Source organism: Bacillus canaveralius (assembly GCF_002860125.1).
Taxonomy (GTDB): Bacteria; Bacillota; Bacilli; order Bacillales; family Cytobacillaceae; genus Bacillus_BJ; species Bacillus_BJ canaveralius.
The window spans coordinates 25,360-49,263 of sequence record NZ_PGVA01000012.1; the positions used below are offsets into that span (position 1 = coordinate 25,360).

The following is a 23,904-nucleotide window of genomic DNA, read 5'->3' on the forward strand; positions in this document are numbered from 1 at the left end:
TCAAAATGGCAGTTACCAAAAACACCGATACAAAAGTTATTACAGGCAAGGTCCGTCTCTCTTATGTGCACGTATTCGAGCCTCATGCGATCGAGGAGGGCCAGGAGCCGAAATACTCTGTTTGCTTGTTGATCCCGAAGTCTGATAAGGAAACGCTAAAGAAAATCAAAGCCGCCACGGAAGCGGCGAAACAAGCCGGTGCTTCGAAGTGGGGTGGGAAGATCCCGGCCAACCTGAAAACGCCATTACGTGACGGGGATGAGGAACGCGAGGATCAGGAAGAATACGCTGGCCATTATTTCATTAACTGCTCCAGCAAAACGAAGCCAGGTGTTGTTGATCAGAACGTTCAGCCGATCCTGGACTCAACGGAAGTGTATTCCGGATGTTACGGCCGTGCATCGATTAACTTCTATGCGTTCAACACCGCCGGCAATAAAGGAATTGCCTGCGGACTGAACAACCTTCAGAAGCTGGCAGATGGAGACTACCTGGGCGGTCGCTCACGTGCTGAAGATGATTTTGATGCCGTTGACAATGGTGACGATGACGACGATTTCTTAGGATAAGTCACAACAGGAGAGGAGATTCGAAAAGAGTCTCCTTTCTTACTAGAAAGAGAGGTTGAAAGCATTGAGGGAAATTAAGTTTCGGGCATGGGACGGAGAATTAATGCACAACGTATCAGAACTACATTTCTGTATGGGACCAAGATTGGATGGTAAAGGTCTTAAATTTTATGGTCCTGGTGTTGGTCAAGGTTGGATAGATGGAAAAAAGGTTCATCTAATGCAATACACCGGTCTAAAAGACAATAATGACGTCGAGATTTACGAAGGGGATGTCTGTACAATCTGGATGGGAGTCAAGCAAGATAAACCCTATGTTGTCGAGGATTTGAGAGAGCTGTATTCAGACATGAATCATGCTGACAGATATTACCGAATCACCAGGATTGAAGTTATCGGAAACAAATACGAAAACCCGGAGCTAATGTAATGCCGACACTCAGCATTGATATCGAGACCTTTTCAAGTGTGAACCTCAAAACCAGTGGGGTTTATGCCTACACGGAAGCCCCGGATTTTGAAGTATTACTCTTTGCTTATGCCTTTGACGATGAGCCTGTACAGATCGTTGACCTCGCTAATTACGAGGAACTGCCAAAAGAAATCGAAGAAGCGATCCTGCATCCTGACATTATCAAGACAGCATACAATGCCAATTTTGAGCGGACCTGTTTGGCGAAATACTTCGGGTGTAATATGCCAGCCGATCAATGGCGCTGCACTTCGGTCCATGCGCTAACTCTCGGCCTTCCGGGACACCTGGATGGCGTGGCTAAGTCCATGAAGCTGGACGTACAGAAAGACACATCGGGTAAGAATCTCATCAAGTACTTTTCCGTTCCGTGCAAACCAACCAAAGTAAACGGACATCGGACCCGGAACTATCCAGAACACGCGCCCGAAAAATGGGAGAAATATAAGGCATACTGCATCAAAGACGTGGAAGTGGAACGAGAGATTAAGAAAAAATTAGCACGCTACCCCCTGTCTGATTTTGAAAACCAGCTGTGGGTGCTGGATCAGGAGATCAACGATCGCGGCGTGCGCCTGGATACAAACCTCATTCAACATGCGCTCACCATTGATGAACAGTACAGGGAAAAGTTGTTATCCGAAGCGGCCAAGTTAACAGGCGTTGAAAACCCGAATAGCCTAGACCAGCTGAAAGCTTGGTTCTCGGAACAAGGACTGTTGGTGGAGAGTTTGACCGTGGACACGATTCCCCTTTTGATCTCGGAAGCCGAAGGGGAAACCGTCAAGCGAGTTTTGCGGATCCGCCAGGAACTGGGCAAAACATCCGTGAAGAAGTATCAGGCCATGGAAAGGGCGATTTGTACCGATCAACGATTCCGTGGGATGTTGCAATTTTATGGGGCCAATCGGACGGGGCGATGGGCGGGAAGGTTGGTCCAGGTTCAGAACCTTCCAAAAAACAAACTTAGTCTCCCTGATTTAGATACCGCCCGCAGGCTTTTAATCACGGGCGAATACGAAATGCTGGAGATTTTGTTCGATAAAGTGCCGTTCGTGCTTTCCCAGCTCATCCGGACGGCGTTCATTCCCGCTGAAGATCATGAGCTGTTCGTATCCGACTTTTCCGCGATCGAGGCAAGGGTGATTGCCTGGCTGGCCGGCGAAAAGTGGCGAATCGACGTATTTAACACGCACGGCAAGATTTATGAAGCTTCCGCGGCCCAAATGTTTAACGTGCCTGTGGAATCGATTAAAAAAGGCGATCCGCTCCGGCAACGCGGAAAAGTGGCTGAATTAGCGTTAGGGTATCAAGGTGGACCGGGAGCGCTCATACAGATGGGCGCCCTTGACGAAGGTTTAGAGGAAGAGGAGCTGCCGCCTCTCGTGAAAGCCTGGCGTTTGGCCAATCCACACATCGTGAAGTTCTGGTACGACGTGGAGAGGGCGGCCATCAAAGCGGTGCGGGAAAAAACCACCGTTCAACTGCAGTACGGATTGAAGTTCATCTATGAATCTGGCATTTTGTTCATCCAGCTGCCTTCCGGAAGAAAACTGGCATACGCGAGACCGCAGCTGAAGAACGATGAACGATTCAACAAATTGGCCCTTACATACGAGGGCGCAACCGATAAAGGAAAAGGCGGATGGGGGCGTATCCCGACATATGGCGGGAAGCTCGTGGAGAACATTGTCCAAGCCGTTGCAAGAGATTGCCTGGCTGAAGCGATGATTCGGGTGGACGTGGCCGGCTATCCGATCGTGATGCACGTTCACGATGAAATTGTGGCCGATGTTCCGAAAGGTAAGGGATCCCTTGAGGAAATGGAGAAGATCATGGGCCAGCCGATCAGCTGGGCGAAAGAGTTGCCATTGAACGCTGACGGGTTTGTCACCGATTACTACAAGAAAGATTAGGGGTGATTGTATGGCGCTATCCTATGAAACTTTTATGAAACACGCAGCCAAAGTTGTGGCCAATGAAACAGCTGCTATGAGATTAAGGCCTCAAATAAGTGGCATCTATCATCAAGCAGACGGATCCGCGATTGTGACTGACGCGCATCGATTATATGTGGCCAGGGGCATTCATGAACGTCACGATGAAGTCATTTTATCACCAGCAGGAAAGCGCATCGACGGCACCTATCCGGATGTAAAACGAGTCATTCCGTCTGGTAACCCCAAACAGGCAGTCAGCCTACACCTGGATGAATGCTTGCATGTTGCGGAAACGGTTCAAACTCTAGGTGATTTATACGATATCGATGCTACGGTTGAATTCAAAGATAATGAAATTCGCTATCAATCTGACGAGGTGAAGTATCGGCATACGGTCCCGGTAGAGTTTGAGATTCGCACATGTTTGAGATCCTCTTATTTAGTGGATGCGCTCAAGTTGATGAAGGCTGCTGGATGTCATGATATTAAGCTATCGTTTTATGGCAGCAATAGGCCAGTTATTTCAGAGTTTAACAATCTTACTATTTTGATCTCGCCAATTCGTACCTACTAAGGAGGGGTTTTTTGTGCTCACAGTATTAGGAAATTTCGAAAAGATAAAAGCGGAAATGAATGAAGCCCGGGCGCTGAAAACCATGTCGGAAAAAGCAATTGAAAGGCTGTATGCAAAGTCGCCTCTAGATCTGCAAAAAGCCTTAAATCAAAACCGATTTTTACTCAATATGTACTCAGCTTCCAAAACACTGCCTGTCCAAGTCGGCGATCACATTATCAATTATAAAGTGTTTGCGTCTTTCTCGAAAAAGTTGAAAGGGTTCCAATCGAGCATCAGCATCCTTCCAGACGGAATTGTGGTCCAGTACTGGAAGCCAGGAACCCTGAATCAAGGGAAAGGTGTATTGCGGCTCTACGATATAAGTACCTACTTTCTTGGTTTTCAAAACATTCCTGTTGCGGAAATCAAACATGGCCAAGAAGCGTAAGAGACAGGCCCGATGGACCCTTCTGTTCCGGGAGGAAGAAGGGCGTGCTGTTTATCTCTATGAACCTTTGAAAAAATATGAACTCGAGTCGCGGATCCGGAACGGCTGGAAAGCGATTCGATAGAGAGGTGTATAGATTGAGCGACTATTACATTACACCTGAAGATTACGCAGCTGCTGAAGAATTAGGGGTCAGTCAAGAAACCGTGTATCAACGCGTTTACGTACATGGCTGGAGTATCAAACGAGCCATTTCCACGCCTTTGGCGAAAAGAAATGCTTATGGGTGGGTAGAGAACAAACACCTGGCGGCGCAGAACGGTGTGCCCTACCGTACGTATCTGAACCGGGTGCAGGCAGGCTGGAGTTTTAAAGAAGCCGCCGGCACTCCATCCATGGCCAGGCTTGACACGGTGAAAGCCATGAATGCGGCAAAACAGTTTGTGTTTAGTCCGGAGCAGCTGGAGGAGGCAAGGCGCAACGGTATTTCTCCCAAAAACGCCTGGCGCCGGGTCAAAGTGCTGGGGTGGAGTATCGAAGATGCTGTTTCAAGGCCTGTGATGTCAAACGAGGAATCTTTGCAAAGGGCGAAGGAAGCCCATAACTCTTTTAGGCAGGGCAATGATGATTACTGGAAACTGGTGATAGCCAAAAAAGTAAAGGAGGCTTAGTAGTCAATGAGAAATACACTTGGTGATTTGAACAATCATTTGTTCGCGCAGCTGGAGCGCTTAGGCGATGAAGAGTTGTCCGGTGAAAAACTCGTCGAGGAAATTAATAGAGCTAGAACGATATCAATGGTGGCATCAAAGGTCATAGCGAACGGCGCCCTGGTGTTAGAAGCAATGAAGTTTCAGGATAACAAGCTGGATGCAGATAAAGATGTTCCTAAGATGTTGGAGGGGTGATTAGTTTTGGGGTATCGATATACACCAGAACAAAAAGCATTTATTGAAAGAAACGTCGCAGGAATTGGAAATAAAGAATTAACCGAAAGGTTTAACGCTCATTTTGGATTGGAGCTTGGTGTAAATCAAATCAAAGCATTTAAACACAATCATAGATTTAGTAGTGGATTGGATGGGCGTTTTGATAAAAACCATAGTCCATGGAACAAGGGTAAAAAGGGTGTCGTAACTGGTGGCGTTGAAACGCAATTCAAGAAAGGGCAACGGCCGCTTAATTACAAACCAGTCGGCAGTGAAAGAATCGATCGTGATGGTTACGTGCTTATTAAGGTATCTGATGAAGGCGCTTGGCACGAACGGTGGATGCATAAACACAAGGTGATATGGGAACGTGAGCATGGGCCAATTCCTCCTGGACATGTTGTCCTTTTTGCAGATGGCAATACCCAAAACCTAACATCAGAAAACTTGATTTTGATAACTAAGGCGCAACTTGTACGCTTAAATCAAAATCACCTAATTTCAGATAATCCAGAACTAACAAAAACCGGAATTATCATTGCAGACCTATATCAGAAAATAGGTGAACGAAAGAAAAGCGCAAGAGTAAGATAGATCTTTTAATTGGGGGCGGGGAAGTGGGAATCCTCTATGAAATAGCGATGGAAGCGAGACGGAAATTTGTCCTGGATGAACTTAGAGACATGGGCGTCACCGTTTCTCAAGGTGGCATTGTGCTCGATCAGCTAGATTACGAGGAGTTGAGGTATGAGCTCGTTCTCGCCTCATTCCGGATCCGCGATCAAATAGACGAAAATAAATGGTTTTAAGGAGACTTGTGAGCTATGGGTAATTTGCAAGAAATCGAAAGCAAACCTGTACTTGAATTGTCTGCAGCTGATAAAGAATGGCTGATCCAAACGATCAAAAAGCAGCGAGCGACGATCAGTGAGTTAAAATCGAATACCCGTTTCAAAGTGTACGAAGAAAATCTGCAGCTTGCGCAGGAAGTGGAGCGCTTAAAAGTATTCGAACAAGCCTATTATGGGTTAAGGTCGGCGCTCTGATGTATCAGGCCTATTGCCCGTCATGCAGGTTTGTCATCTATTCGTCAAAGCTGTCCCCGCAGAAAGGAAAATACAAGTTCATTTGCACCTGCGGCTGCACGTTTGTGTTGGACAAGAAATTCGCTAAACAAGTGTAGAAAGAAGTGATCACGTTTGAGCACACAGCTACAGTCCCAGTTACTACCTAAAATCAAATATGACGGCTCGATCACGATTTCGGTTGGACGTAACCGTAAAGATATGAAGTGGAAAAACAAGGAGATGCTTTGGTCAGAACTGGCCAAGCGCCTCTCCCAGACGACGAGAACCGGTGAAACCTATGCCGAATATAAAAAGTTCTCGAAGACGCAGCAGGACCAGATCAAGGACGTGGGAGGCTTTGTCGGCGGAACCTTAAAAGGTGGCCGGAGGAAGACGGATGCAGTCGTCTGGAGGCAAATTATCACGCTGGATGCGGACTTTATCAGGGGCGATCTGTGGGATTCAGTGGAGATGATGTTCGACTTTGCCTGTCTCGTGTACAGCACGCACAAGCACAGATCCAGCAGCCCGCGTTTGCGTCTCGTCATTCCACTTAGCCGGCCCATTACCCCGGATGAATACCAGGCCGTCTCCAGGCGTCTGGCTGCGGATATCGGCATTGATTTCTTTGACGATACCACCTATCAGCCGCACCGGCTGATGTACTGGCCCTCGACGGCGCAGGACGGGGAGTTTGTGTTCCAGCTGCAGGACGAAGCCTGGCTGGATCCGGACGAGGTGCTGGCCCGGTATACCGACTGGAAGGATCCGTCTTACTGGCCAGAATCAAGTCGGATCCAGCAAGCCCGGCAACGCATGGCCGACAAGCAAGGAGATCCACATGATAAGCCAGGCATGGTCGGGGCATTCTGTCGCACGTATTCGATTCCGGAAGCGATTGAAAACTTCCTCGAGGGAATCTATGAACCTGCAGGTGATGGGCGCTATACCTACAATGAAGGATCCACGACCGGCGGATTGATTCTATATGACGATGACAAGTTTGCCTACTCCCATCACGGCACGGATCCGATTGGCGGTCAGCTCGTGAACGCCTTCGACTTGGTGCGGATCCATAAGTTTGGGCTGAAGGATGATCAGGCAGAACCGGGAACACCGGTTGTCCGTCTTCCTTCTTATACGGCCATGACCTCGTTTGCCCAGGATGATAAAAATGTCCGGAGAACGATTGGCCAGGAACGATTGGCCGATGCAGCAATCGAATTTGAGGGATTGGAGATCCCGGAAGAGACGGACGATAAATGGCTGGAGAAGCTTGACGTCAACAAGCGCGGCGAGTTTTTAAGCACCGCTCACAATATCATCTTGATTCTGCAGAATGATCCGCATTTATCCGGAAAGATGGCCTATAACAGTTTCGCCTATCGACCGGTCTTACGGGGCAATGTGCCTTGGAGAAAGTTGTCGGAAGGGGAGTACTGGCAGGACCGGGATGACGCTTCCCTTCGGAATTACCTCGAGTCGATTTACGGCATCTCCGGCGCCGGAAAGATTAACGATGCGCTCCTGGAGGTACAGGGCAAAAACAAATTTCACCCCATCCAGGAATACTTATCGAAGCTCGAGTGGGACGGGATCCCGCGGATTGACACGCTGCTCGTCGACTACCTGGGCGCTGAAGAGAGCGTGTACGTAAAAACCGTAACCCGAAAGATGCTACTGGCTGCTGTAGCCAGAGTGATGGCTCCTGGCATCAAATTCGATCATGTCCTGGTTATGGTCGGTCCGCAAGGGATCGGGAAGAGCTATTTGGTGAAGCTGTTGGGGCAAAAATGGCATTCCGATTCGATCAGTACGGTTCAGGGGAAGGAAGCCTATGAACAGCTGCAGGGCGCCTGGCTAATTGAAATGGCGGAGTTGTCCGCGACTCGGAAAGCTGAGGCGGAGGCCGTGAAGCATTTCATCTCGAAGCAGGAAGATAGCTATCGGGTGGCGTATGGCCGCCAGATTTCCGTATTTCCCCGCCAGTGTGTGTTTTTCGGCACGACGAACGATTCCACCTTTCTGAAAGACAAAACGGGAAACCGCCGTTTTTGGCCTGTGACGGTGGGTGAGGGTGTGCGGAAGAAGAATCTATGGAAGGATCTGAACCAGCATGAAATTGACCAAATATGGGCCGAAGCCCTGGAAGCTTGGAAGGCAAAAGAGTCGCTTTATCTTGGCAAGGATCTCGAAGAGGAAGCGATCGAACGCCAGCTGCAGCACACGGAGGAAAGTGAAAAGTTTGGATTGATTGAAGAGTTTTTAAACCGTTTGCTTCCGGAGAATTGGTCGGACATGGACATCAGCATGCGCCGCCGGTACATCCATGGCAGTGACTTTGGAGAAGTAGAAGAAGGCTCGGTGACACGGGACCGGGTATGTGCGATGGAGATATGGGTGGAGCTGTTTGAGAGTGATCCGAAGATGTTGAATCCGATGCAGTCCAGAGAGATTAATGATATCCTCCGGCGGATTTCGGGCTGGCAGGCTTATAAAGAAGGAAGTGGAAAGCTCCGGTTCGGCCCTTACGGGCTACAGAGAGCATTTATTAAAGAGGTAGTGTGATGCCATGAAATGCTCAAAAGTAATCGTGTTTCGCTGAGAAGGAGGGTTAACGTGACGGATATATTTAAGCCAGGAGAAATTGAAAGCTTAATAGACCAGGGTGCAATCTTCTATTTATCACATTCAGGTGGAAAAGACTCACAAGCCATGTACGCTCTTTTGAAAGAAATCATTCCGACAGATCAACTGGTAGTGGTTCACTCCAATCTAGGAGAGGTTGAATGGCCAGGAGTAATTGAGCATATAAAGTCGACAACTAGTCACCAGGTAAACGTAGTTCAGGCGACTAAGACTTTTCTTCAAATGGTTGAGGAGCGAGGCATGTGGCCGAGTGCGGCATATAGGCAATGTACTAGCGATTTGAAGCGAGGCCCGATATTTAAGTTTATCCGAAATGATTTAAAGCAACATGGCGCTACTATTGCTATTAACTGCATGGGATTAAGAGCTCAAGAATCGTCAGCCAGGGCGAAGAAAGTTCCATTCTCATATAACAAACAAGAGAGCGTCAATGGTCGTGTAGTAAGGCACGTTTACAACTGGTTACCGATTTTCTACTTTTCCACAGAAGAAGTATTTCAAACGATTTCTGATGCTGGGCAGAAACCCTTTTGGGCATACCAAAGGAACGAACGACTAAGCTGTGTTTTCTGCATAATGGGCTGTGTTAATGATCTCAGACACGGGGCTGAACAACGTCCAGAACTGTTTAAAAGATATGTGGAACTTGAGAAGAAAATAGGACACACAATGTTTATGAAAGGTAAGGAGCCTATTTCTTTAGAGGATCATATAGGATTAACCATTTCATAGTTGACCAAAATGTGAAGGAGTGAAAACGTGCAAAAGTTAAAATGTTTATTCGGTTTTCATAAGGAAAGATGGTTAGGCTTTGAAAAACCGTTTTATCAGCTAGTCCTTATGAAATGTGATTGTTGCGGTAAATACAACGTTTGGCATACAGGAATAAATCTAAATTATTGGACTAAAAACCTAAACAAAATTCCCAAAGATATTAGAGAGTTTATCGTTGAAAACAAATTATAGTTATGTCGCTATTCGAAGAGATTGTGATAGAAATTCCATCTTTTAGGTGTATCCTTGGAGCCATTAAATGTATCCGTGTAAAATTACACTTTACCATTTATTAGGTGTATCCTTGTATCCTTGAAGAGTGAGAAATTCTATAAAGGCTGTCTGTATAGGGTTAATGTATCCTTGTAAAAAAGCATGGATACGCCCATGGATACAGCTTAAAGCTTTGTGTGGCAAGGGTTTAACCCTTATTGTATCCTTGTATCCTTATAAGTCTATAGAGTATATAGAAATATAGATATATAGAATATAGGAAAATCTATAAATTCTATATACGCGTATAAGTGTGAAACCCGTTTTTCACGGATACAAGGATACAGGCCTTAAAATTTATGGGAGGTACGGCGAACATGTTGGAGAGCACATTGGAGCGCCGACTGAAAAACGAGGTCAAGAAGTTGGGGGGCAAAGCGGTGAAATTCGAATCACCCGGATTTTCTGGGGTGCCGGACCGTCTGGTGCTTCTACCAGGTGGGCGGCTGGTGTTTATCGAGATGAAAGCCCCGGGCAAAGCTCTGCGACCTCTACAGGAAAAACGAATTACGAATCTCCGGCAGCTGGGCTTTGAAGTGTTCGTGCTGGATTCCGTGGCTACGATAAACCAGTTCGTGAAGTGGGTGGACGAAGATGAAATTTAAGCCGCATCTATATCAGGACTTTGCCATACGGCGAATCATCGAGCAGCCGGCTGTCGGACTATTCCTGGATATGGGCATGGGCAAAACCGTAAGCACTTTAACCGCGGTAGCCGATCTCCTTCACGATTATTTTGAAGTTTCAAAGGTACTCGTGATCGCGCCTTTGCGAGTGGCGGAAGATACTTGGAGCCGGGAGACGGAGAAATGGGATCATACTAGATACATGAAGGTGTCAAAAGTGTTGGGACCGGAATCGAAAAGGATCCAAGCGGTAATGACCCCTGCCGATCTGTATGTGATTAACCGGGAGAACGTTGAGTGGTTGGTGGGTTATTACAAGAGCAAATGGCCTTTTGACATGGTGGTGATTGATGAGCTGAGCAGTTTTAAATCTTCAAAGGCCAAAAGGTTTCGGGCATTGAAGAAGGTTCGGCCGTTTATCAAAAGACTTGTCGGTCTCACCGGCACGCCCGCACCAAACAGTCTGATCGATTTATGGCCGCAGCTGTATTTACTGGACGGGGGAGAGCGCCTGGGCAAAACGATCACCGGTTACCGCGACCGGTACTTTCAGCCGGACCAGCGTAACCGCCATATCGTGTACAGCTGGAGGTTGCGGCCGGAAGCCGAAAAAGCCATTCATAGCAAAATTTCCGATATCTGCATCAGCATGCAGGCAAAGGATTGGCTAGATCTTCCGGAACGGATTGACAACCCTGTCCGCATTCCGCTGCCAGCTCCCGTCCGACAAAAATACAAGCAGATGGAACGGGATCTGCTTCTTCCGTTTACGGACGGGGATGTCGTGGCTGATACGGCGGCGGTCTTATCCAATAAACTCCTGCAGCTGGCAAACGGGGCGGTGTACGATGAAAACAAAGCCGTCCAAGAGATCCACCAGGAAAAGCTGAAGAAGTTGGAGGACATCATCGACGCGGCCAACGGCAAACCGATTTTGGTTTTTTATACTTATCAGCATGATTTGGCCAGGATTCAAAAACACTTTAAACAGGCCAAACTTTTAGAAAATAGCCAGGACATCGCGGACTGGAATAAATCGGAAATTCCGATGCTGTTAGCCCATCCCGCTTCTGCCGGACATGGCCTAAATCTCCAGGCTGGCGGTCACATCATCGTTTGGTTTGGGTTAACCTGGAGTCTGGAGCTCTACCAGCAGGCAAACGCCAGATTGGATCGGCAGGGACAGGAGCATCGCGTAATCGTCCATCACTTGGTGGCAGAAGGTACGGTGGACGAAGATGTCATGAAAGTCCTCGAGGGCAAAGCGATAGGCCAGGACGCACTACTTGCAGCTGTCAAAGCGAGAATAGAGAAAATCAACACTTAACGGGGAAATGAGGGAGCTGTCGATGACAAAATTAAGCCCAAGGCTAGTTGAAGAAGTAACAAAAGTCGCAGTCCAGGCAGCCATCGAATATCTGGAAAAGCAAGAAAAAGCGAAAAAGAAAAACAAAGTGGATCGCCGTTTGCGAAACATTAAATTGCTTTTGCGTAACTATCGAAGTCTGAAAAAGCATTGTGAAGGGTTGAAGGAAGACATCATCGAACTGGATGAGGCGCTGGCCCTGGATGAATTTAATACAGATACGCTTGCCATTGAATCCATTAAGAAGAGCAAAAAAAGAACGATTGCGATGATCCGCTTTGTGGACCAGATGCTGGAGGTCTATCGAATTATGTGTGAGGTCTCGGGAAAGGAAGAGGACAGGAGACGATACCGGGCCGTTTATCTTTTGTATATTTCAGAGCAAAAAATAGGGGCCGAAAAAATTGCCCGGGCACTTTCGACCAATTTACGTACGGTTTATAAGGACGTGGATAATGCTAGCAAAGCTTTGGCAGTACTGGTTTTTGGAATAGATTCCATTCGATTTGCAGACTGATTATGCCAGGGCAAAAAGAGGGCATTTTATTTACACTATAATCGTGCTACAATGATAGTGTGGAAAAATGTAACACGTTTATTTTTGGCATAAAAGGCTATTTAAAATAAGTTCAGGGCATCCGATTTTTCGGGTGCCTTTTCTATTGGGGGCGGTGATTATGTGATGCGAAAACTTACGGCGAAACAACAACGATTTGTGGAAGAATACTTGATTGATCTCAATGCGTCTAGAGCGATGAAGAGAGCGGGGTATAAGAGTAAAAATCCTGATGTTGATGGTCATAACCTCCTAGTAAAACCTAGTATTCAACAAGAAATAAACAAAGCGATGGAAAAACGGTCTAAACGAACAGAAATCACACAGGATCGCGTCCTCCAGGAGCTCGCCAAGGTTGGTTTTGCCGACATTAAGGATTTTCTTTCTTTCCGTACCGAAAAAACGATCGTGGGCAGAGACAAAGAGGGTAATCAGATTGTCGATTATGCCCATGTAGTTGACCTGAAAAGCAGCGATGAGATAGACGGCACGTTGATCAGTGAGATTGGCTTGAAAGATGGCCAGCTTAAGTTTAAGCTGCATGACAAGATGAGGGCTCTACAGGATATCGGCCGCCATCTTGGAATGTTCACAGATAAACTGGAAGCCAAAATAACCGTCAAAAACAAACTGGAAGAGTTCTTTGAATGATGAATGCGAAGAAACTGATCGATAAGAGAAAAGATCTATGGGCCGCTGATCACGACATCGAGAAAGACCAGGAGTTTGTCCAGGCCATTGCCCATTATCTACTCAGCCCTGAAGGTGATTCTCTCAGAAAAGAGATCCAGGACCATCCGGAATACTTGATTGAGATGGCGTTTATCATCGTCGACAAACTTCAGGAGACCGTTCCGTTTTTTATAAACGACGTCCAGGCGGAGTTTCTGGCCACTCTGAAACAAGCCATAGAGGATTTCAAAGCGGGCATTCGGCTTCACCTGAAGTTTCTCGTGTTAAAAGGTCGGCAGCAAGGTTTTACGTCGATTATCACGGCGTATCAGCTCGCCTGCAGCATTACCCAGAAAAACTTTGCCGGCTTTACCCTGGCTGATGACCAGGACAATACGTTCACGATTTTCTCCGACAAAGCCAAATACCCATACGACAATCTGCCGGAAGCTTTGAAGCCTGTCGAAAAATACAACAACCGAAGGGAACTCCACTTTGAAAAACTCAATAGCCGCTGGCGTGTGGCGACAGCTGGCAGCAAAGGCGTGGGTCGTTCCAAGACCTTAAACTTCTTCCATGGATCAGAGGTTGCTTTTTGGGATGACTTGAAAGGGATCCTGACAGGACTCAATCCCGCTTTGACCAAAGATAGTATTCAGATCCTGGAGAGTACCGCGAATGGACATAACGCCTTTAAGGACTTGTGGGATGATGATAACAATTGGCAGGGCTTGTTTTACGAGTGGTGGAAAACCCAGGAATATCGACAAGCCTTTGAAAATGACGAGGCTCGCGCATCCTTCCAGGAGAGAGTTAAGAACAGCCAGGAACAATCGGACGCCAACAGTGAACAATGGGTATACCATCGCTGCAAGTGGCTGCTAGAGTTCATTGGCCTCGAGTGGGAGCAGATCTACTGGTACTACAACCAGTGGAAGGATTACCGGAATGATATCAAGCAGGAGTATCCTTGCACCGCAGACGAATCGTTTATCGCGTCCGGTGACAGCGTGTTTGATAAAGAGAAGATCATTGCCCGTAAAGAAGAGCTCAAGCGAAACAGCCCGATCCTGAAGGTCGGGTATTTTGCGTTTGACTACCAAAACGAAAAGATCATCGACCGCACGATCAAATGGGTCGATGATCCAACAGGTGCGATCACCATCTTCAAAGAACCGAAAAAAGTGGATGGCGAGGGAAACTTTATTCAGTACCCGTATGTGGGCGGTGGTGATACTGCGGGTGACGGCTCAGACTTCTTTGCCGGTCACGTTCTCGACAATATCACCGGTGAGCAAGTGGCGGTCCTACACCATCAGTACGATGAGGATCTGTATGCCAGGCAGATGTACTGCCTGGGCAAGCATTATAACTATGCGCTGCTGTCGATTGAAGTGAACTTCTCCACCTATCCGGTGAAGGAGCTGCAGCGATTAGGGTATGCCAGGCAGTATCGCCGTGAGGTCATGGATGAGATCAGCAACAAGCGCCAGCATAAATATGGTTTCCGCACGACGACCGTCACGCGTCCCGTCATTATCGCGGAGCTCGTGGTCGTGGTCCGTGATCATATTGAGCTCATCAATGATATTAAGACTCTCGATGAAATGCTGACGTTTGTGAAGGATGAGAACAAAAAGCCGGTCGCCCAGGATGGAAAGCGTGACGACCTGGTGTTGGGTCTGGCCATCTCGCATAATGCCAGGGAACAGCAAAGTATGCGGGTGATCACACATCAGGAAGATGAGCCTGAGTACGAGGTAGCCTTCGGGAATACAGGATATTAGGAGGGCAAGGCATGGATATACAAGAAATGCTAGATCGGGTTGAACCTGGAGAAATCCTCGCTGCGAAAGATGAAAGTGCAGCATGGGAGGATTTCGAAGTGATGGCGTTTGGTAAACGAGGATCCACAGAAGATAAGCTGAATGACATTCGGATTTACGGCTACAAGATTTTTATCGTGCCATCTGAGAAGAAAATCTATGACGACATTGCAGGCGTTGTGCAAGAGTTTACAGCTGAAGGCAGAGGGAAGGTTCTCACCAACTTAGGTGATCCAGATGTCTGAGCCAAACGAAGAATATCTCAAACTCTATCAAGAGGTTGATAGTTTCCTGCAGTATGCGGATGAGGAAGCGGCGAAGGTACCCGGCAGTAAGTGGGCAACCGTGATTCATAGCGATTATCTTAACGCGATGCGATTGAAACTGGATTTGTTGCAAAAGATGGGGATAAAGTAGGTGAGTACATGCAAAAAGTGGACGAGTCGCAGAAGAATCTGCAGAAATACCTGAACCGGATCGAAGCGGCAGAGAAGTTTCGCCAGGGCTACGAGGATCTTTGGAGACGCTGCTATCGCAGATGGCGCAATCATAAAGAAAAGCTGATTGATCCGAACACCAGGAAAGAAGTGAAGGACCGGTCCAATATCTCCATCCCGTATACATTCGTCCAGGTGGAGACCATCCTGCCGAGAATGGTGGAAGGGCTGTTTGCTTCAAGGCCTTATGTGGCCATCAAAGGTCGGGAGAAGATGGATGAACCGAATGCCAAAGCACATGAGATCCTTCTCGACTGGCAGCTCGGTGACCGGATGGATATCCGCGATATTTTTTCTTCTGGACTAAAGGGTCTGACCCTTTATGGAACAGGCGTGGCCTACACGGGATGGAAGTATGAAGAACAGCAGGTTATCCGGAAACAAATGATGGATGTGGTTGAAGTGGATGAGAATGAAGAGCCGATCATCGGGTATGATGGCAGCCTCCAGTATCTCACCGATGAAGAAGGCGAGCCGATTCAAGAGCTTCAGCCCGTCAAAATGAATATCGTCGCACATGATGATCCGGAAGTGAAGTTCCTGGATCTTTTTTTGTTTTTCACGGATCCGCACTCCGAGGACATTGACGATGCTCGCTATTGTGGCCATATCGAATATATGACCAAAGAGGAGCTGCAGAATCTCGAGAAGATGGAACTTGGCCACAAATTCGACTGGGATGAAATTTCCAATGAAGATAAGCTCAATGATTCGAAGAACCAGCGCATGAGCAGTGTCGGCCTTCCGTCTGCCAGCACATCCATCAATTCCGAGGATGCACTCTATGAGGTGATTCACTACTGGGAAGATGACAAGAAAGTCATGATCATCAACCGAACCTATGTCGCCTTTGAAGGGGAGAATCCGTTTTGGCACAAGAAAAAGCCCTATGTCAAAGACGTGTATACCGAAGTGCCTGGCGAATTCTATGGCATGGGTGTAGTCGAGATCATGGAAGATCTGCAGGATGAGCTGAACACGGAACGCAATATGCGGATTGACTACCGCGCATTCTCGCTTCGGCGTATGTTCAAGGTGCGACGAGGCTCCGATATCAGCCGCAGCGAGCTGAAGTGGCGGCCAGGCGGCATCATCAATGTTGACAACATGGATGACGTGCAGGAGTTCAAAGTGGAAGCTGGCATTGGCGCCAGCTTTGGCCAGGAAGACATGATCAAGCAGGACATGAAGGATGCATCCGGCGCTCACGATGTCGTGATGGGTACAGCCAACACCAGTGAGACGGCTACCACCACCATGACCAAAGACAATAATGCTTCCGTTCGCTTCAAGCATATTATCTCCAGCATCGAGAACCGATTGCTCACCGGTATTGCCAGGCACATCATTCAGCTGAACCAGCAGTTTATCGATGACGAGAAGATCCTGCGTGTCGCGGGTCAGAATGGTGACGATTGGGTCACAATCAGTCCGGAAGAAATTCAAGGCGAATTCGACCTGGTGCCCATGGGCACAAGCGTTGAGCCGTTGGCCAACAAAGAAGCGTTCAAGCAGCGCATGATTGAGTTGTACAACGTCATTGCCGGTGATGCGATGATGATTCAGTTTCCGGATAAACGCCGTAACCTGCTGAAGAAAGTCCTTGAGGCATTCGACATCAAGGATACGGAAACGCTCCTGCCATCCGATGAAGAGCTGTTTCCGCCAACTCCAACAGTGAATTCCGAAGTGGATCCGGTGACAGGACAGCCTATCGTATCTCCAGCTGCAGGCGGTGGAGCCAATACGGCTGCCGTTCAGGAACAGGGGCTGATGATGAATGGATAAAGACCAGAAGAGAGAAGCTCTTCTCAACATGCTAGATTCCGAGGGCTGGAAGCTGGTAGAGAAATATATAGCGGATCGCATTGAAGATCACGAGAAGCAACTGCTTCACTGTCCGCTGGATGACGTCACGAAACATAGGGAACGTCACCAGGCATTAATGTTGGTGATTGACTATATAAAAAAGAATTCGGAGGTTAATTAAAATGCCAATAAATCCACAAATTGAAAACAATTTTAAGTATCATGCCCCAAAAGAAGGGCAGCCAGAAAAGTATACGGCTATTCGTGAAAAGGCGAAAGATCTTGCTTATCTCATCGATGAGCTTTGCCCGAATTCGCGAGAAAAGTCAGTGGCGATTACTAATCTTGAAACGGCTGTGATGTGGGCTAATGCAGCTGTGGCAAGAAACTAGAGGAGGAAAATTAATATGAATGATGTTGCTGCTATCGCAAAAATCTGTCACGAAGTAAATCGTGCCTATTGTTTGAGCCTGGGTGATGAGTCTCAACCGAAGTGGGAAGATGCCCCACAATGGCAGAGGGACAGCGCTATTAACGGTGTAGAATTCCATCTCAACAATGAAACTACCCCGGAACAGTCTCATGAGAACTGGATGAAGGACAAAGTTGCGGACGGTTGGGTTTATGGGGAAGTGAAGGATCCGGAAAAGAAAACACACCCTTGCATGGTTCCTTATGCCCAACTTCCACTGGAGCAGCGGACAAAGGATTATTTGTTTAAAGCTGTTGTTGATTCTTATAAATAATTTGAGAACGGAGTGAAACGAGAAAGCGTGATTATTGTGAAATGGAGCCAAAAAGTTCAATGCCCGCAGGGGTTGAAATGGCAGACAGAGGTGCTGTTGAACCTCTGATTGTAAGGGTAGAATCTACACGTGAGAGGCTTGCTGAGTGTATTAGAAGCGTGCTTGCAGGAAACATTGAATAGATTACGAGGTTAATAATCTTTGGGCTGGAGATGAGAGTTCTTCAGCCCTTTATTTTTAAGGAGGAACCCCCATGCCAGACTTTTTCGAACCTTCGACACCTGTCGACGCTTCCCCGGAAGGACAAGAAGTAGAAACAGCCGAAGATGCGCAAGACCAGGAAGAAGAGATTTTGGATGACGAGCAGGAAATTCAGGAGGAACTTGAATCTGCTGAAGAGGACGACGAGGAGGAGCTTCCCCCAGGTGAAGAAGAACAGCCGGGACAAGAAGAGCTCATCGCCGGGAAGTTCAAATCTCAAGGGGATCTGATCAACGCATACAAGAGTTTAGAAAGAACGTTTCATCAGTCCCGCCAGCAACAAAATCAGCAGTACCAACAGCCGCAACCGCCATACCAGCAACAGCAGCCTCAGCGTGACATCAATGAGGTGTTCTGGGAAGAGTTTAACCAAAACCCGTTTGCGACGATGCAGCATTTTGTCAACGCCTTAGTTGAGAATCAAACGGCGCCAATCTATCAGCAGCAGGCGGACAGCCGTGTGGCTACAGACATAGATGGCCTAGCGAAAGAGTATCCTCAAATCACCAATGAACAGGGGATGCAATCGCTCATCGATAAGGTTTATGAGATTGCGGAATACGATTTTGGAAATTCAGCGCTTGCTTCCCAACCATCCAAACGGTTGCTGAAGATGGCGGCCCAGGAGTTATTCGGGGAAAGCAAAACGCAAGCGTACCAGCAAGGAAAGCAGCAAGGAAAGCGCCAGGCTGAACAGGCAAGGCGTGCCAAGCAAGGATTAGCTTCAACTCGGACAACCAAACCAAAACAAACCGAAAAAACACCAGAAGAACTGATTGCAGAATCCATTGTAAACGCCGGTTCTCGAGGTGGATTATTTGGATAAGTAGGAGGAATCAATTATGCCACCACAAGTAAAAGGCATTCGCGACACGTTAAACGTACAACAAGCGAAAATGAAAATCGACATGTCGGAGAAGATCGCGCTTCTCCAACCGGAGGCAACTCCCTTCATCACGTTCATGAAAAGGGCGAAAAATAAAACGGAAGCGGCCAACAACCCGAAATTCAGCTGGTTAGAAGACGACCTTGGCGCTCGCTGGGATGCGATTAACAATGCAGCCGGCTATGCTGCAGGAGTCACTGATATTATCGTTGACAATGGAGATTACTTCAGTGTAGGAGATCTAGTGAAAGTTCCACGCACAGGTGAGGTTCTTGCCGTTACGGCTGTAAACGTGAATACGCTGACGGTTGTACGCGGATATGGGGTGACCGCTGCAGCAGCGATCGTCGACAACGATCCAATCGTGATCATCGGGAATGCCAACCAGGAGGGTTCCGGCACCCGTGAAATCAAGACGACCAATGAAATCGAAGTGTTCAACTACACTCAAATCTTCAAGACTCCATTCGGTGTGACGAATACCCAGAACGCTTCAGCCAACTACGGCATGAAAGATCTCGCGTACCAGCAGAAGAAAAAAGGGACCGAGCACATGATGGACATGTCCCGTTCGTTCCTGTTTGGGGAGAAGAAGCTGGACACATCAGGCAACAAACCAAAAAGGACAACGGGTGGGCTGCTTTCTTTTTTAACGGCTAACCGATATGACGCCGGGGGCGCACTCACCCAGTCAGAATTCGACCAGAACATCGCTGAGGTTGTGTTCAAATATGGTTCAAGCGAAAAACTCATGCTGGCTTCCGCTCGCTTGCTGTCTGTCATTAATGGCTGGGCTATGGGTAAGCTTCAAATTGAGCAGGGGGAAAAGACTTTTGGATTGTCTGTAGTCAAATATGTTACCCCTTTCGGCACTCTAAATTTAGTGCATGAGCCGCTCTTTGAAGGCGCTGTGTATGGTTCATACGGCATGGTGCTTGATCCGGAAAACTTCAAGTATCGCCCATTGAAAGGCCGTGACACCAAGCTTGAGACCAACATCCAGGCAAATGATGAGGATTTAAGAGAAGACCAGTACATCACAGAGGCAGGGCTCGAGGTAAGATTGCCTAAGACTCACGCGGTAATCACTGGGGTGACAAGCTAAGGAATAGGAGGGGGTACCCTCCTGTTTTCTTTTTGAGGAGTTGATTTGATGGCGAAAGATATACAGCCTGTAGAGCTCTCAGGAAGCAGCATCATGAATCCTGTAGATATTCAGGCCCGATATGCGGCCACGATGCAGACGCATAACGCGGTGAGTGTTGGGGCGAGTGCTACTTCTAGTAGTTCATGGATTGACACGCAAGGATTTGATAAAATAGCTGCAACATTAATAAATGACGCTTCAACTTCAAGTAATGTAACATTGTCATGGTCTAATGATGGAGTGAGTAATCATGGAGATATGTCGGATTTTATGCCGTCGGGTACACAACAAAGAAAAGCAGCAATTACAGAGATTCGTGCAAGGTATGTAAGAGTAAATGTTGTGAACTCTGACACAGTCGCCCACACTATGAGCGCCTGGGTTTACTTGAAAGCATAAGGAGGGATATGGATGCCTCAACAACCGCCGAATACAAACGGTCAAATGATATTGACGGAATTAGAAACAAGCGATATCAAAGGGAAATTACAAGTGATTAAAGATGCGTTCGAACCATCGGATGAACAGCCGGCTGCTGATACGTTCTACCTCACCGTGGCTTATAATCGGGCAAATCCTGTTTTCTTGATCAATGGTGATACCGTGGAAATGCTGTTACTAGAAATGGGTAATGACGATGCTAAAATCACCTAAACGAGTATGGACAGTAAGGAAACCTGTGGAGAATCTAATTTCCATAGCAGATTTTGCTGGCAAGGTTGCAGGGAGTACGGTGGAGAATCCGCATAAGGCGTATATTCTCACGACAGCCAACAATATTGATATAGGTGAGTTACAAAGTCCCAACGATTCTAACTGGTATGAATATATAGAATCCCACGGATTTGCAAAATATAGCAGAATTGAAAAATTAGATGGCACGCTTTCTAACCCAAATGTTACTGCTAACGGAAAAAATGCACAAACCCTATTCTCCTTCAACCTTATTGAACACGTGGAGCGCAAGTACGGCGCGATTCCCGCTTCGACAGTCGCTGATAAAGTCGCTTGGTTAAAAGCCAATGCCTATTTCTTCACTTTTAATTGGCACGGTAAAGGGTCAGCGCCAAACAGTACAAAATCAAAACTTGGATATTGGAACGCCGTTTCAAATGCTTGGGCTACCGGACCATCGTGGGAAAGAAGCGGCACTACTATTCAACGTACGCCAATAGGTTTTGAAAATATCCATATACAGCATTTGATAGACGCAAACGGCTTCGCTCATTTTATAGCCTTTGCCGAACCATCAGATGGTGTAACCCTATCAAAAATTGAAACAGATTATGTTAATTTAGAAGTTAAATTAAAAGATAGCGTTAGGATGATTACAGATCTGTTGACGGGAGAAAAACGGTTTGTAATCTAGCAAACAGTAATAAATAAGGAGGAATTTCCCTATGAAATTTAGAAGCAAATGTGATAACCAGGTGTTATGTGTAAAACCGGCACGCAACCAGGTCCAGGACGGAATTGTCCTGCAGATCCCGGGCGAACATATCCGGTTTAATAGCGGGGAATATGAAACGACTGATAAGAGCGAAATCTCGTTTCTCAAGAAGCATAGGTTGTTCGGTGTTGAAATCTTTGAAGAAAAAGAAGTAAAAGACACACAAGCCCAAACAGAAGAGAAGAAAGAAACCAAGACAGGAGCGTAACACCTCCTGTCTTTTTATTTTGGAGGTGGTGTCATGGGAATCTCCACAGTGAACCAGCTGATCCAGCGGGCCAAGTCGATGAATGAATATAACAATAGCGGTGTGGCCAACGACAGTGTCTGGATTGATTTTTTTAACATCGCGCTGATGTCGATGGTGAATGACCTGAAAATTGAGGCCGAGACGGCCATCACCCACAGCAAAACCACTAAAGAACAAGATCTTCCGACCGGCTTTTTTAGTGTGCTGTATGTGCTGGATCAGGACGGAGAAGAGGTCGAGCCCTATTACCTTGACACGTTTTCGATTGATTCTCACCCGTCTTTATCGGCCGGATATCTTATTAAAAATAAGGGCAGCAAAACCGTCATAGAGTTTCGCAATCTAGCAGAACAGACGTATACGCTTGCCTATATCCGGTATCCGGAGAAGCTGGCAGCCTCTTCTCAAGTTCCGGAAGTGCCGACCATTGGCGAGACGGCGCTGTGTTACAAAGCGATCGGCCTCGCGCTGGAGAACAATAACCAGCCCGGCGCTCAAGACTTTGAAGATCGATATAACCTGGAGGTCATGAAGATTCAGAAGGCCGCTTGGGTAAGGGGTGGTTAATGTTGAGACGTAATCCAAACCGACGGCCCAAAACCGTCACGGTGGACATCCCGAAATTCCAGGGGATCAATACCGCCCTTGCTTTTAGTGATTTAGAAGACACCGAAGCCCGTGACATGCTGAACGCGCTCCCTGGATCACTGGGAAGCCTAGCCAAACGACCCGGTTCCATTCCGGTGACGACCGCTCCAATCGGAGCTATCGGTACGCTCTGCAATCTTCGTAAAGGGGCTGACAATAGCATTCTCGCAACGAGTGGGAGTACACTGTACAAATTCGTGAATGGCGCCCTAGTCGCTCAAACCATGACACAGCTGTTAGATCGTGCCGATATTGATACCGCCCAGTTTAAGGATGTCAACGGAAAAGAAGTGTTGGTCATCGCGTGCGGGGGATGGTTGAAGTTCTATGACGGAACGGCGGTTAAAGACATCCCTGCAGCTGTGAATGATGCCGCGCCGCTACCTTCCAATGACCTCGCAAAGGTTAACGCAGCTGCTCCTACAGGCTGTATCGTTCACAACACACGTGTGGTGGTGTGGAATGGATCAGAGTACTTATGGCATTCCAAAATTGGATATTACGACTACTTTCCTTCTGTAGACTATCAACGGTGGGTTCGAGAGAATGACGGAGTCCAGGCGTGTGTCACTTATCGTGGAGCTTTAATCGTATTTATGCGGCGGAATATTGGTGTCTTGTTCGGCCATGACCGGGATAACTGGGAACAAGACTTCCTGGATACAACGGACGGATGCCTGGCGCCAAAGACGGTGCAGACGGTGACTTATCCAAACGGAAACCAGGAAGTCTTTTATGTGTCTGACAATGGGGTCCATGCGGTGTATGCAATTGATACCCTTTCCCTCGACAGTTCGGCCAGATATTCAACTCGGTCTGTGACTGTGAAGCAGATTGACTGGCAGGACCTTGGCGTGACAAAAGAAGAATGGAAAAATGCTGTGGCCGTTTTCAGGAACGGCCAATACTGGCTTGTTTACAAGAAAGGTAACGAATATCGAGGCCTGGTCTTTGATACTCGTTTTTCGCAGTGGTACCCGGTTGGCGGGATCAAGGCGACCTCTTTTTATACCGATGAAGATAATTTCTATTTTGCCGGTCCGGATGGCCATATTATGAAGTTTGACCCGACACTATACAGCGACTGGTTTAATAAAGCAAAAACAATCGGAACGCCCATCAATATGTATTGGTATAGTAAACTGCTATCGCCGAAAGTCACGGGCCTCGATCATTTCTGGGACGTCCTTCTTATCGAAGCGAAGCAGCAAAACGTGAAATCCACGATTGATATTGAGGTTAACGTGTATAAAAATCAATGGAAGCTGGAGAACGCTTTGAAAACCGAGATCTTCACCTGGGGCGTGTCCAACTGGGGCGAAGCGGAATGGGCCAATGCGAATTTCACTGATATGGTGAACCATGCCAAACGGTTACGCACATTCTTGAAAGGGCAATATGCACAGATCAAGATCAGTAATGCCCGTGATGAACCGATTGAGATTTACAACCTGTCTTATGAAGTAAGACCAATGACGCGGGATTAA

At 47.3% G+C, this 23,904-nt stretch carries 32 protein-coding genes; all 32 read left to right on the top strand.

The features are described 5' to 3' along the window. Positions 1-5: 5 nt before the first annotated feature. Entirely contained in the window at positions 6-569 is a 564-nt protein-coding gene (locus tag CU635_RS06055) for a DUF2815 family protein (RefSeq protein WP_101576333.1), read from the top strand. 64 nt (positions 570-633) lie between these two features. Next, positions 634-999 carry a YopX family protein gene (locus tag CU635_RS06060; protein ID WP_101576284.1) on the top strand — a complete coding sequence of 122 codons (366 nt, stop codon included), beginning with the start codon at positions 634-636 and terminating at the stop codon, positions 997-999. Further along, positions 999-2,957, top strand: coding sequence for a DNA polymerase (locus CU635_RS06065; RefSeq protein WP_101576285.1), 1,959 nt, complete (start codon positions 999-1,001; stop codon positions 2,955-2,957). Before CU635_RS06060 ends, CU635_RS06065 begins: the two co-directional genes overlap by 1 nt. A 10-nt stretch (positions 2,958-2,967) precedes the next feature. Then, on the top strand, positions 2,968-3,555 hold the full coding sequence (locus CU635_RS06070; protein ID WP_101576286.1) for a beta clamp domain-containing protein: 588 nt from the start codon (positions 2,968-2,970) through the stop codon (positions 3,553-3,555). 13 nt (positions 3,556-3,568) lie between these two features. After that, positions 3,569-3,985 (top strand): hypothetical protein, encoded by a 417-nt coding sequence (locus CU635_RS06075; RefSeq protein ID WP_101576287.1) that lies wholly within the window; start codon positions 3,569-3,571, stop codon positions 3,983-3,985. A 137-nt stretch (positions 3,986-4,122) separates the two neighbouring features. Next, positions 4,123-4,656, top strand: coding sequence for a hypothetical protein (locus tag CU635_RS06080; protein WP_101576288.1), 534 nt, complete (start codon positions 4,123-4,125; stop codon positions 4,654-4,656). Between the two features lie 6 nt (positions 4,657-4,662). Further along, positions 4,663-4,893, top strand: a complete 231-nt coding sequence (locus tag CU635_RS06085; RefSeq protein ID WP_101576289.1) for a hypothetical protein — start codon at positions 4,663-4,665, stop codon at positions 4,891-4,893. A gap of 6 nt (positions 4,894-4,899) precedes the next feature. Further along, a complete protein-coding gene (locus CU635_RS06090; RefSeq protein ID WP_101576290.1) occupies positions 4,900-5,508 on the top strand; it encodes an HNH endonuclease signature motif containing protein in 609 nt (202 codons plus the stop codon). 23 nt (positions 5,509-5,531) lie between these two features. Further along, a complete protein-coding gene (locus CU635_RS06095) occupies positions 5,532-5,723 on the top strand; it encodes a hypothetical protein (protein ID WP_101576291.1) in 192 nt (63 codons plus the stop codon). 15 nt (positions 5,724-5,738) lie between these two features. Next, positions 5,739-5,960 carry a hypothetical protein gene (locus CU635_RS06100; protein ID WP_101576292.1) on the top strand — a complete coding sequence of 74 codons (222 nt, stop codon included), beginning with the start codon at positions 5,739-5,741 and terminating at the stop codon, positions 5,958-5,960. A gap of 153 nt (positions 5,961-6,113) precedes the next feature. Then, the gene (locus tag CU635_RS06105; protein ID WP_245917344.1) at positions 6,114-8,549 is read left to right on the top strand and encodes a virulence-associated E family protein; all 2,436 of its coding nucleotides are present in this window, start codon (positions 6,114-6,116) and stop codon (positions 8,547-8,549) included. A gap of 51 nt (positions 8,550-8,600) precedes the next feature. Next, positions 8,601-9,362, top strand: a complete 762-nt coding sequence (locus CU635_RS06110) for a phosphoadenosine phosphosulfate reductase domain-containing protein (RefSeq protein WP_219620124.1) — start codon at positions 8,601-8,603, stop codon at positions 9,360-9,362. Positions 9,363-9,389: 27 nt separating this feature from the next. Beyond that, positions 9,390-9,596 carry a hypothetical protein gene (locus tag CU635_RS06115; protein ID WP_101576294.1) on the top strand — a complete coding sequence of 69 codons (207 nt, stop codon included), beginning with the start codon at positions 9,390-9,392 and terminating at the stop codon, positions 9,594-9,596. 398 nt (positions 9,597-9,994) lie between these two features. Then, positions 9,995-10,282: a VRR-NUC domain-containing protein gene (locus tag CU635_RS06120; protein WP_101576295.1), complete on the top strand. Its 288-nt coding sequence runs from the start codon at positions 9,995-9,997 to the stop codon at positions 10,280-10,282. Beyond that, complete coding sequence (locus CU635_RS06125; RefSeq protein WP_101576296.1) at positions 10,272-11,630, top strand: DEAD/DEAH box helicase; 1,359 nt, start codon at positions 10,272-10,274, stop codon at positions 11,628-11,630. Before CU635_RS06120 ends, CU635_RS06125 begins: the two co-directional genes overlap by 11 nt. A gap of 22 nt (positions 11,631-11,652) precedes the next feature. Next, positions 11,653-12,186: a hypothetical protein gene (locus tag CU635_RS06130; protein WP_101576297.1), complete on the top strand. Its 534-nt coding sequence runs from the start codon at positions 11,653-11,655 to the stop codon at positions 12,184-12,186. A gap of 165 nt (positions 12,187-12,351) precedes the next feature. Beyond that, positions 12,352-12,876: a terminase small subunit gene (locus tag CU635_RS06135; protein ID WP_101576335.1), complete on the top strand. Its 525-nt coding sequence runs from the start codon at positions 12,352-12,354 to the stop codon at positions 12,874-12,876. Then, positions 12,873-14,684, top strand: a complete 1,812-nt coding sequence (locus CU635_RS06140; protein ID WP_101576298.1) for a terminase large subunit — start codon at positions 12,873-12,875, stop codon at positions 14,682-14,684. The genes CU635_RS06135 and CU635_RS06140 overlap by 4 nt, the downstream gene beginning before the upstream one ends. A gap of 11 nt (positions 14,685-14,695) precedes the next feature. Beyond that, positions 14,696-14,968, top strand: a complete 273-nt coding sequence (locus CU635_RS06145) for a hypothetical protein (RefSeq protein WP_101576299.1) — start codon at positions 14,696-14,698, stop codon at positions 14,966-14,968. Beyond that, the gene (locus CU635_RS06150; protein ID WP_101576300.1) at positions 14,961-15,140 is read left to right on the top strand and encodes a hypothetical protein; all 180 of its coding nucleotides are present in this window, start codon (positions 14,961-14,963) and stop codon (positions 15,138-15,140) included. Before CU635_RS06145 ends, CU635_RS06150 begins: the two co-directional genes overlap by 8 nt. Before the next feature lie 8 nt (positions 15,141-15,148). Further along, positions 15,149-17,008 carry a portal protein gene (locus tag CU635_RS06155; RefSeq protein ID WP_101576301.1) on the top strand — a complete coding sequence of 620 codons (1,860 nt, stop codon included), beginning with the start codon at positions 15,149-15,151 and terminating at the stop codon, positions 17,006-17,008. Further along, positions 17,001-17,210 carry a hypothetical protein gene (locus CU635_RS06160; protein WP_101576302.1) on the top strand — a complete coding sequence of 70 codons (210 nt, stop codon included), beginning with the start codon at positions 17,001-17,003 and terminating at the stop codon, positions 17,208-17,210. Before CU635_RS06155 ends, CU635_RS06160 begins: the two co-directional genes overlap by 8 nt. Before the next feature lie 7 nt (positions 17,211-17,217). Then, complete coding sequence (locus CU635_RS06165) at positions 17,218-17,421, top strand: Acb2/Tad1 domain-containing protein (RefSeq protein ID WP_101576336.1); 204 nt, start codon at positions 17,218-17,220, stop codon at positions 17,419-17,421. 15 nt (positions 17,422-17,436) lie between these two features. Beyond that, entirely contained in the window at positions 17,437-17,775 is a 339-nt protein-coding gene (locus tag CU635_RS06170; protein ID WP_101576303.1) for a RyR domain-containing protein, read from the top strand. A 253-nt stretch (positions 17,776-18,028) separates the two neighbouring features. Then, complete coding sequence (locus CU635_RS06175) at positions 18,029-18,862, top strand: hypothetical protein (RefSeq protein WP_101576304.1); 834 nt, start codon at positions 18,029-18,031, stop codon at positions 18,860-18,862. A 16-nt stretch (positions 18,863-18,878) separates the two neighbouring features. Then, entirely contained in the window at positions 18,879-20,027 is a 1,149-nt protein-coding gene (locus CU635_RS06180) for an SU10 major capsid protein (protein ID WP_101576305.1), read from the top strand. A 48-nt stretch (positions 20,028-20,075) separates the two neighbouring features. Next, positions 20,076-20,468, top strand: coding sequence for a hypothetical protein (locus CU635_RS06185; protein WP_101576306.1), 393 nt, complete (start codon positions 20,076-20,078; stop codon positions 20,466-20,468). A gap of 12 nt (positions 20,469-20,480) precedes the next feature. Then, positions 20,481-20,723 (top strand): hypothetical protein, encoded by a 243-nt coding sequence (locus CU635_RS06190; RefSeq protein ID WP_101576307.1) that lies wholly within the window; start codon positions 20,481-20,483, stop codon positions 20,721-20,723. Further along, positions 20,707-21,438 (top strand): hypothetical protein, encoded by a 732-nt coding sequence (locus CU635_RS06195; RefSeq protein WP_101576308.1) that lies wholly within the window; start codon positions 20,707-20,709, stop codon positions 21,436-21,438. The genes CU635_RS06190 and CU635_RS06195 overlap by 17 nt, the downstream gene beginning before the upstream one ends. 31 nt (positions 21,439-21,469) lie before the next feature. Then, positions 21,470-21,727: a hypothetical protein gene (locus CU635_RS06200; RefSeq protein WP_101576309.1), complete on the top strand. Its 258-nt coding sequence runs from the start codon at positions 21,470-21,472 to the stop codon at positions 21,725-21,727. A gap of 33 nt (positions 21,728-21,760) precedes the next feature. Next, positions 21,761-22,336 carry a phage adaptor protein gene (locus CU635_RS06205; protein WP_101576310.1) on the top strand — a complete coding sequence of 192 codons (576 nt, stop codon included), beginning with the start codon at positions 21,761-21,763 and terminating at the stop codon, positions 22,334-22,336. A 305-nt stretch (positions 22,337-22,641) separates the two neighbouring features. Beyond that, complete coding sequence (locus CU635_RS06210; RefSeq protein WP_142382804.1) at positions 22,642-23,904, top strand: hypothetical protein; 1,263 nt, start codon at positions 22,642-22,644, stop codon at positions 23,902-23,904.

Excerpts from the sequence above, each read along its gene's own strand:
- CU635_RS06055 (WP_101576333.1), top strand. The coding sequence starts at position 6 with ATGGCAGTTACCAAAAACACCGATACAAAAGTTATTACAGGCAAGGTC.
- CU635_RS06065 (WP_101576285.1), top strand. The coding sequence starts at position 999 with ATGCCGACACTCAGCATTGATATCGAGACCTTTTCAAGTGTGAACCTC.
- CU635_RS06070 (WP_101576286.1), top strand. The coding sequence starts at position 2,968 with ATGGCGCTATCCTATGAAACTTTTATGAAACACGCAGCCAAAGTTGTG.
- CU635_RS06085 (WP_101576289.1), top strand. The coding sequence starts at position 4,663 with ATGAGAAATACACTTGGTGATTTGAACAATCATTTGTTCGCGCAGCTG.
- CU635_RS06100 (WP_101576292.1), top strand. The coding sequence starts at position 5,739 with ATGGGTAATTTGCAAGAAATCGAAAGCAAACCTGTACTTGAATTGTCT.
- CU635_RS06120 (WP_101576295.1), top strand. The coding sequence starts at position 9,995 with ATGTTGGAGAGCACATTGGAGCGCCGACTGAAAAACGAGGTCAAGAAG.
- CU635_RS06125 (WP_101576296.1), top strand. The coding sequence starts at position 10,272 with ATGAAATTTAAGCCGCATCTATATCAGGACTTTGCCATACGGCGAATC.
- CU635_RS06130 (WP_101576297.1), top strand. The coding sequence starts at position 11,653 with ATGACAAAATTAAGCCCAAGGCTAGTTGAAGAAGTAACAAAAGTCGCA.
- CU635_RS06135 (WP_101576335.1), top strand. The coding sequence starts at position 12,352 with ATGCGAAAACTTACGGCGAAACAACAACGATTTGTGGAAGAATACTTG.
- CU635_RS06140 (WP_101576298.1), top strand. The coding sequence starts at position 12,873 with ATGATGAATGCGAAGAAACTGATCGATAAGAGAAAAGATCTATGGGCC.
- CU635_RS06145 (WP_101576299.1), top strand. The coding sequence starts at position 14,696 with ATGGATATACAAGAAATGCTAGATCGGGTTGAACCTGGAGAAATCCTC.
- CU635_RS06150 (WP_101576300.1), top strand. The coding sequence starts at position 14,961 with ATGTCTGAGCCAAACGAAGAATATCTCAAACTCTATCAAGAGGTTGAT.
- CU635_RS06155 (WP_101576301.1), top strand. The coding sequence starts at position 15,149 with ATGCAAAAAGTGGACGAGTCGCAGAAGAATCTGCAGAAATACCTGAAC.
- CU635_RS06160 (WP_101576302.1), top strand. The coding sequence starts at position 17,001 with ATGGATAAAGACCAGAAGAGAGAAGCTCTTCTCAACATGCTAGATTCC.
- CU635_RS06170 (WP_101576303.1), top strand. The coding sequence starts at position 17,437 with ATGAATGATGTTGCTGCTATCGCAAAAATCTGTCACGAAGTAAATCGT.
- CU635_RS06175 (WP_101576304.1), top strand. The coding sequence starts at position 18,029 with ATGCCAGACTTTTTCGAACCTTCGACACCTGTCGACGCTTCCCCGGAA.
- CU635_RS06180 (WP_101576305.1), top strand. The coding sequence starts at position 18,879 with ATGCCACCACAAGTAAAAGGCATTCGCGACACGTTAAACGTACAACAA.
- CU635_RS06185 (WP_101576306.1), top strand. The coding sequence starts at position 20,076 with ATGGCGAAAGATATACAGCCTGTAGAGCTCTCAGGAAGCAGCATCATG.
- CU635_RS06190 (WP_101576307.1), top strand. The coding sequence starts at position 20,481 with ATGCCTCAACAACCGCCGAATACAAACGGTCAAATGATATTGACGGAA.
- CU635_RS06195 (WP_101576308.1), top strand. The coding sequence starts at position 20,707 with ATGCTAAAATCACCTAAACGAGTATGGACAGTAAGGAAACCTGTGGAG.
- CU635_RS06200 (WP_101576309.1), top strand. The coding sequence starts at position 21,470 with ATGAAATTTAGAAGCAAATGTGATAACCAGGTGTTATGTGTAAAACCG.
- CU635_RS06205 (WP_101576310.1), top strand. The coding sequence starts at position 21,761 with ATGGGAATCTCCACAGTGAACCAGCTGATCCAGCGGGCCAAGTCGATG.
- CU635_RS06210 (WP_142382804.1), top strand. The coding sequence starts at position 22,642 with ATGACACAGCTGTTAGATCGTGCCGATATTGATACCGCCCAGTTTAAG.